This is a genomic window from Aeromicrobium sp. (assembly GCF_032084975.1).
Classification (GTDB): Bacteria; Actinomycetota; Actinomycetes; order Propionibacteriales; family Nocardioidaceae; genus Aeromicrobium.
Genome location: NZ_DAMDLR010000113.1, coordinates 1 through 5,901, shown reverse-complemented (window position 1 = coordinate 5,901; position 5,901 = coordinate 1). Strand labels below are relative to the sequence as shown.

General features: G+C 71.0%; 6 protein-coding genes. 4 read left to right on the top strand and 2 right to left on the bottom strand.

The window, feature by feature from the left end; all coding sequences use genetic code 11:
- Positions 1 to 714 (bottom strand): YhgE/Pip family protein (locus tag RT323_RS15710; RefSeq protein ID WP_313410118.1); only part of this gene is annotated, 714 nt, incomplete at its 3' end.
- Positions 711 to 1,328 (bottom strand): hypothetical protein, encoded by a 618-nt coding sequence (locus RT323_RS15705; protein ID WP_313410117.1) that lies wholly within the window; start codon positions 1,326 to 1,328, stop codon positions 711 to 713. The genes RT323_RS15710 and RT323_RS15705, both read right to left, overlap by 4 nt.
- Positions 1,329 to 1,514: 186 nt before the next feature.
- Between RT323_RS15705 and metG the strand changes: the two genes are divergently transcribed.
- The 4 genes from metG to rsmA form a co-directional block, all read left to right on the top strand.
- A complete protein-coding gene (gene metG / locus RT323_RS15700) occupies positions 1,515 to 3,095 on the top strand; it encodes a methionine--tRNA ligase (RefSeq protein WP_313410115.1) in 1,581 nt (526 codons plus the stop codon).
- A complete protein-coding gene (locus RT323_RS15695; RefSeq protein ID WP_313410114.1) occupies positions 3,095 to 3,955 on the top strand; it encodes a TatD family hydrolase in 861 nt (286 codons plus the stop codon). The genes metG and RT323_RS15695 overlap by 1 nt, the downstream gene beginning before the upstream one ends.
- An 85-nt stretch (positions 3,956 to 4,040) precedes the next feature.
- Complete coding sequence (locus tag RT323_RS15690) at positions 4,041 to 5,135, top strand: transglycosylase family protein (protein WP_313410112.1); 1,095 nt, start codon at positions 4,041 to 4,043, stop codon at positions 5,133 to 5,135.
- Positions 5,102 to 5,901: 16S rRNA (adenine(1518)-N(6)/adenine(1519)-N(6))-dimethyltransferase RsmA (rsmA, locus tag RT323_RS15685; RefSeq protein WP_313410110.1), on the top strand; the 800-nt coding region annotated here is incomplete at its 3' end. The genes RT323_RS15690 and rsmA, both read left to right, overlap by 34 nt.

Here is a 5,901-nt window from a genome sequence, read left to right as displayed (position 1 = left end):
GCCGGACTCGGCCTCGGTCAGGCCCGCGCCGAGGCTGCGCTGGCCGGCCACCAGCTGGGCCTCGCCCGCGGACAGGTCGGAGGCGCCCGTGGCGAGCCGCTGTGCGCCGTCGTGCGCGTCGACCAGTCCGTCCGCGAGCGTCTCGGCGCCCTCGCCGGCCTCCTTCAGCTGGTCGTGCAGGGTCGAGAAGCCGAGCAGGAACGAGGAGGCCGCCTGCTCGCTGACGTTCTCGGCGATGGAGGAGCTGACCTTCGTCAGCACCTGCTCGGCGATGGTCGAGGAGAGGTAGTTGTTGGCCTCGTTCGTCGTGAGGATCAGCGTGCCCTGCGCCGGGTCGAAGTCGGCGGTCGACGCGAGTGCGGTCGAGAAGCCGCGCGGCACCGTGAGCGCGAACAGGTACGTGCCGTCCTCGACCCCGGCCGCCGCCTCGTCGGAATCGACCTGCTGCCAGTCGAACGAGCCGTCCTCGACGAGGTCGTGGGCCACGTCCCGTCCGGCGTGGACGGTGCCGCTCTGCGCACTCTCGGCGGGCACGTCCTCGACGACGAGCGCCGCCTGCACGGTGGCGAGCTTGCCGTACGGGTCGTGGTTGGCCCACAGGTAGAGCGAGGCGTACATCGTCGGGATCAGCACGATCGCCAGCACGGCCAGTCGCGGCATCCGGCCGGCTGTGAGGCGGCGCAGCTCGCTCAGGGCCAGTCTCAGCGCGGTCATCGGGCACCTCCGAGCGTCGCGTGCGAGGTCCTGACGTTCCGCAGCGAGTTGGTGGTCAGCTGCAGGCACACCGCGAGGTCGCGGTCGGCCAGCTCGTGGGCCACGCCGAGCGCGGCGTGGGGATCGGCGCCGTACCGGTCGGGGCAGCACAGGACCAGGGCCGTCACGCCCGGCCTCCGGGCCGCGACGTCGGCCAGCAGGGCGAGCCGGACGTCGGCCGGGACGTCCTCCATGCGGGTGCGCCGCCACTCCTGCGCACGTCGCTCCTCGAGCCAGTCGCGAACGTCGCGCCGACCCGCGGGCCGGCGCGCCATGGCCAGCTCCTCGCCCATCGTGGTCGCCAGCGAGACGACGTCGTCGGGCTCGGAGACGTCGGGAACGTCCACCAGGGCGACCTCGTCGCGCAGGCGCTGCCTGTCGGCCTCGCCGTCGATGAGGACGCGTCCCGACGAGGGGACGAGCCGGCCCCCGAGCAGCAGGCTGAACGCCGTGTGGCCGGTGCCGGGCGGGCCGTCGACGACGGTCACCGCTCCGGTCTCGAGGGTGGCCGAGGTCGGCTCCAGCACCGCGGAGTGCGGGCCGTCGACGGCCGTGGCGATCGCTTCGATTCTCATGGTTCTCGCTCCCGGGGCCGGGGAGGTGGCCCGACCTTCCAGTCTCCAGCGTCACCCGCGTTTGCCCCAGAGGCGAGGCGGGTGATCCCCGTTACCCACGGCGGACGCCCGGCGCCCGGGCGGGTGCGCGACGGATGCGCGACGGGTGGTCCGGCTCGCGTCGGCGCGATCACTAGACTCGGACTCGTGCCCGAACCCACCTTCTACGCCACGACGCCGATCTACTACGTCAACGATGCGCCCCACATCGGGCACGGCTACACGACCACGATCGGCGACGTCATCACGCGCTGGCACCGCCAGCGGGGCGAGCGCGTCCACTACCTGACGGGCGTCGACGAGCACGGCCAGAAGGTGCTGCGCAAGGCCGACGCCAACGGCGTCACGCCGCAGGAGTGGGTCGACCGCCTCGTCGAGAACGAGTGGTTGCCGATGCTGCGCACGATCGACGCGGCGAACGACGACTTCATCCGCACCACCGAGACGCGCCACGAGAAGGGCGCCCAGGCGTTCTGGCAGGACCTCAACGACCGCGGCGAGGTCTACCGCGGCGAGTTCTCGGGCTGGTACAGCGTCGGCTCCGAGGAGTTCGTGGCCGACGAGTACGTCGCCGACGGCGAGGGCGAGGACGAGGGCTTCAAGGTCTCCACCCTCGACGGCAGCCGCCTCGAGCACGTCACCGAGGAGAACTACTTCTTCCCGCTGAGCAAGTACGCCGACCGGCTGCTGGCGCTCTACGAGGAGCGCCCCGACTTCGTGCAGCCCGAGTCGGCCCGCAACGAGGTGCTCGCCTTCGTGCGCGGCGGACTCAAGGACCTCTCGATCTCGCGGTCGACCTTCGACTGGGGCATCCCGCTGCCGTGGGACGACTCGCACGTCATGTACGTCTGGATCGAGGCGCTGCTCAACTACGTCACGGCGGCCGGCTACGGCGTCGATGACGAGCAGTTCGAGGACCTGTGGCCCGCCAACGTGCACTTCGTCGGCAAGGACATCGTCCGCTTCCACGCGGTCATCTGGCCGGCGCTGCTGATGGCCGCGGGCCTGCCCGTCCCGAACCGCGTCTTCGCGCACGGCTGGCTGCTGGTCGGCGGCCAGAAGATGAGCAAGAGCAAGGCCAACGGGATCCACCCGACCGAGATCGTCGGCACGTTCGGCTCGGACGCCTACCGCTACTACTTCACGCGCGCTCTGACGTTCGGCAGCGACGGCTCGATCTCGTGGGAGGACATCGGCGCGCGCTACCACGCCGAGCTGGCCAACGGCTTCGGCAACCTGGCGTCGCGCGTGGCCGCGATGGTCGGCAAGTACTTCGACGGCGAGCTGCCGGCCGCGGGGCCGCTGGGCGACGCCGAGCAGCACATCGTCGACACCGTCGCGACCGCCGTGGCCGAGGCGGACGAGGCGATGGAGCGCATCGCGCCGCAGGACGCGCTGACCGCGGTCTGGCGCATCGTCGATGCGCTCAACCTCTACATCACCGAGACCCAGCCGTGGGCCGTCGCGAAGGACGAGTCCCGGCGCGAGTACCTCGGCACGATCCTCAACACCGCCGCCGAGGGCTTGCGGGTCCTGGCGGTGACGCTGCACCCCGTCATGCCGAAGGCCACCACGTCGCTGTGGGAGTCGCTGGGCGCCGAGCCCGACCTCGGGCCGCTGGCGGACCAGCGGATCGACCAGGTCGCCACCTGGGCCCGGCTGCGACCCGGGTCGACGGTCACGAAGGTGCCGTCGCTGTTCCCGCGCATCGACCTCGCCGAGAGCTGATGTCGACGCTGACCGAGGGCTGGCCCGACGCCCCCGAGCCGCTGCCCGCCCCCGTCGCGGACAACCACTGCCACCTCGACGTCCGGATCCGTGGGGGTGTGTCGATCCCCGTCGACGAGGCGCTCGACCGGGCGGCCGCCGTGGGCGTCACCCGCACGGTCCAGGTCGGCTGCGACCTCGAGGGATCGCGGTGGGCCGTCGAGATCGCCCGCCAGCAGCCCAGCATCGTCGCGGCCGTCGCGATGCATCCCAACGACGCGGCCCGCAGCGAGACGCTCGAGGACGACCTGGCCGAGATCGACCGGCTGGCCGCCGACCCCGTCGTGCGCGCCGTCGGCGAGACCGGCCTCGACTACTTCCGCACCGGGGACGAGGGTCGTCCCCGGCAGCAGTACTCGTTCCGGCGCCACATCGAGATCGCGAAGCGGCACGATCGCACGCTGGTGATCCACGATCGTGACGCCCACGACGACGTGCTCGCGATCCTCGACGACGAGGGTGTGCCCGACCGCGTCGTCATGCACTGCTTCAGCGGTGACGCCGACTTCGCGCGACGCTGCCTCGACCGCGGGGCGCACCTGTCGTTCGCGGGGACGGTCACGTTCAAGAACGCCGAGAACCTGCGCGAGGCGCTGCGGGTGACCCCGCTCGACCGCGTCCTCGTCGAGACCGACGCGCCGTTCCTGACGCCGATGCCGCACCGCGGTGAGCCGAACGCGTCGTTCCTGGTCCCGCACACCGTGAGGTTCATGGCGGACGTGCTCGGGATCGGCGTCGAGGAGCTCTGCCGAGCCATCGATCGCAACACCGACGAGGCGTTCGGGGGACAGTGGCCCAGCCGAGTCGCTACTGTCACCTGAGTCACAGGATTTGAAATTGATACGGCCAACACGCATGGTGGAAAGGTTGTATCTCCCACACCTGAGGTAGTTTGTGCCCCGTTTCTTGCCAGACATCACCCCCCGCAACACCGTCGTGATGGGCGCCGTCGCGCTCGCGATGGCCGTCGCCGTCGGCGGTATCGTCCACGCCTCGACGTATGACGACCTCGTCAGCGTCGACATCGACGGCGTCGTCACCGACGTCCGCACCGAGAGCGAGACCGTCGACCAGGTCCTGGCCGAGCGGAACGTCCAGCTCGACCCGAGCACCCAGGTCAGCCCGGCGCTGACGACCGACATCGACGATGGCGACGTCATCAAGGTCCGTCGTGCCAAGGCCGTCACCCTCGTCGTCGACGGGAAGATCAGCCAGCAGACGGTGCACGACGTTGACGTCGAGAGCGCCCTGCAGACCCTGGGCGTCCAGCCGCGCGACGGAGCGTCGCTCTCGATGGAGCTCGACGAGCGCCTCGGCCTCGACGGCAACAGCCTGGTCGTCAGCAACCCGAAGCGCGTGACCTTGAAGGTCGGCGGCAAGAAGCGCGCCGTCACGACCTCGGCTCCCACCATGGAGGCGCTGCTCGCCCAGCAGGACATCGCGGTCGGCAAGCTCGACGAGGTCAAGCCCGGCCTGGGCTCCTACCTCAAGCCGCGCCAGTCGCTGCGCGTCGTCCGGATCAAGAAGATCACCCGGATGGAGAAGCTGCCGGTCGACCACGAGGTCACCTTCACCGACGACTCCTCGCTCTTCCAGGGCGACACGGAGGTCGTCAAGGAGGGCCGCGACGGACTCGACCGCGCCCGCGTCGAGCTGGTGCTGGCCGATGGTGAGGTGCGCGAGCGCCGCATCGTCTCGCGCAGCTCGGTCCGCCCGCCGATCACCGAGGTCCAGAAGCGCGGCACCAAGGATCCGAACTCGGTCGACGGCGGCGTGTGGGACAAGATCGCCCAGTGCGAGTCCGGTGGCAACTGGAGCATCAACACCGGCAACGGCTACTACGGCGGCCTGCAGTTCTCGGCCGCCACGTGGCGCAGTGTCGGCGGCCCCGGGCTCCCGCACGAGCACAGCAAGGCCACCCAGATCAAGTACGCCAAGATCCTCCAGGCGCGCTCCGGCTGGGGCCAGTGGTCCTGCGCGGCCAAGGTCGGCGTCAGCTGAGCACCTCCGGCGGTGAGATCCGCCTCCTGGGGGCCGGCGACATCCGTCGGCTCGCCGAGGAGGCCGACGTCCGGCCCACGAAGCAGAAGGGCCAGAACTTCGTCATCGACGGCAACACCGTGCGTCGCATCGTCGACGTGTCGGGGGTCGGACCTGACGACGTCGTCGTCGAGATCGGACCGGGGCTGGGCTCGCTGACCCTGGCGTTGCTCGACCGGGCCCGGCACGTCACGGCCGTCGAGATCGACGACACGCTCGCCGGCCGGCTGCCCGCGACCATCGCCGAGTTCGCCCCGTCGGCGGTCGACCGGTTCGATCTCGTCCACGCGGACGCCCTGCGGGTGCGCGAGCTGCCGGGACCCGCTCCGACGGCCCTCGTGGCGAATCTGCCGTACAACGTCTCGGTGCCCGTGCTGCTGCACTTCCTCGAGACGTTCCCGACGTTGCAGAGCGTGCTGGTGATGGTCCAGGCCGAGGTCGGGCACCGCCTCGCCGCTGGTCCGGGATCGCGCACGTACGGGATCCCCAGCGTGAAGGCGGCCTGGTACGCGGACGTGCGGCTGGCCGGCAACGTCGGGCGCAACGTCTTCTGGCCGGCTCCGAACGTGGACTCCGCCCTGGTCGCGCTGACGCGGCGCGAGCCGCCGGCAGGGGACCGCAAGGCCGTCTTCCGCGTCGTGGACGCCGCCTTCGCGCAACGGCGCAAGACCCTGCGCGCGGCCCTGTCCGGAGTCGCCGGGGGAGGCGCCGCCGCCGAGGCCGCGCT

Coding starts and splice junctions, on each gene's coding strand:
- RT323_RS15705 (WP_313410117.1), bottom strand. CDS start 1,328: ATGAGAATCGAAGCGATCGCCACGGCCGTCGACGGCCCGCACTCCGCG.
- RT323_RS15695 (WP_313410114.1), top strand. CDS start 3,095: ATGTCGACGCTGACCGAGGGCTGGCCCGACGCCCCCGAGCCGCTGCCC.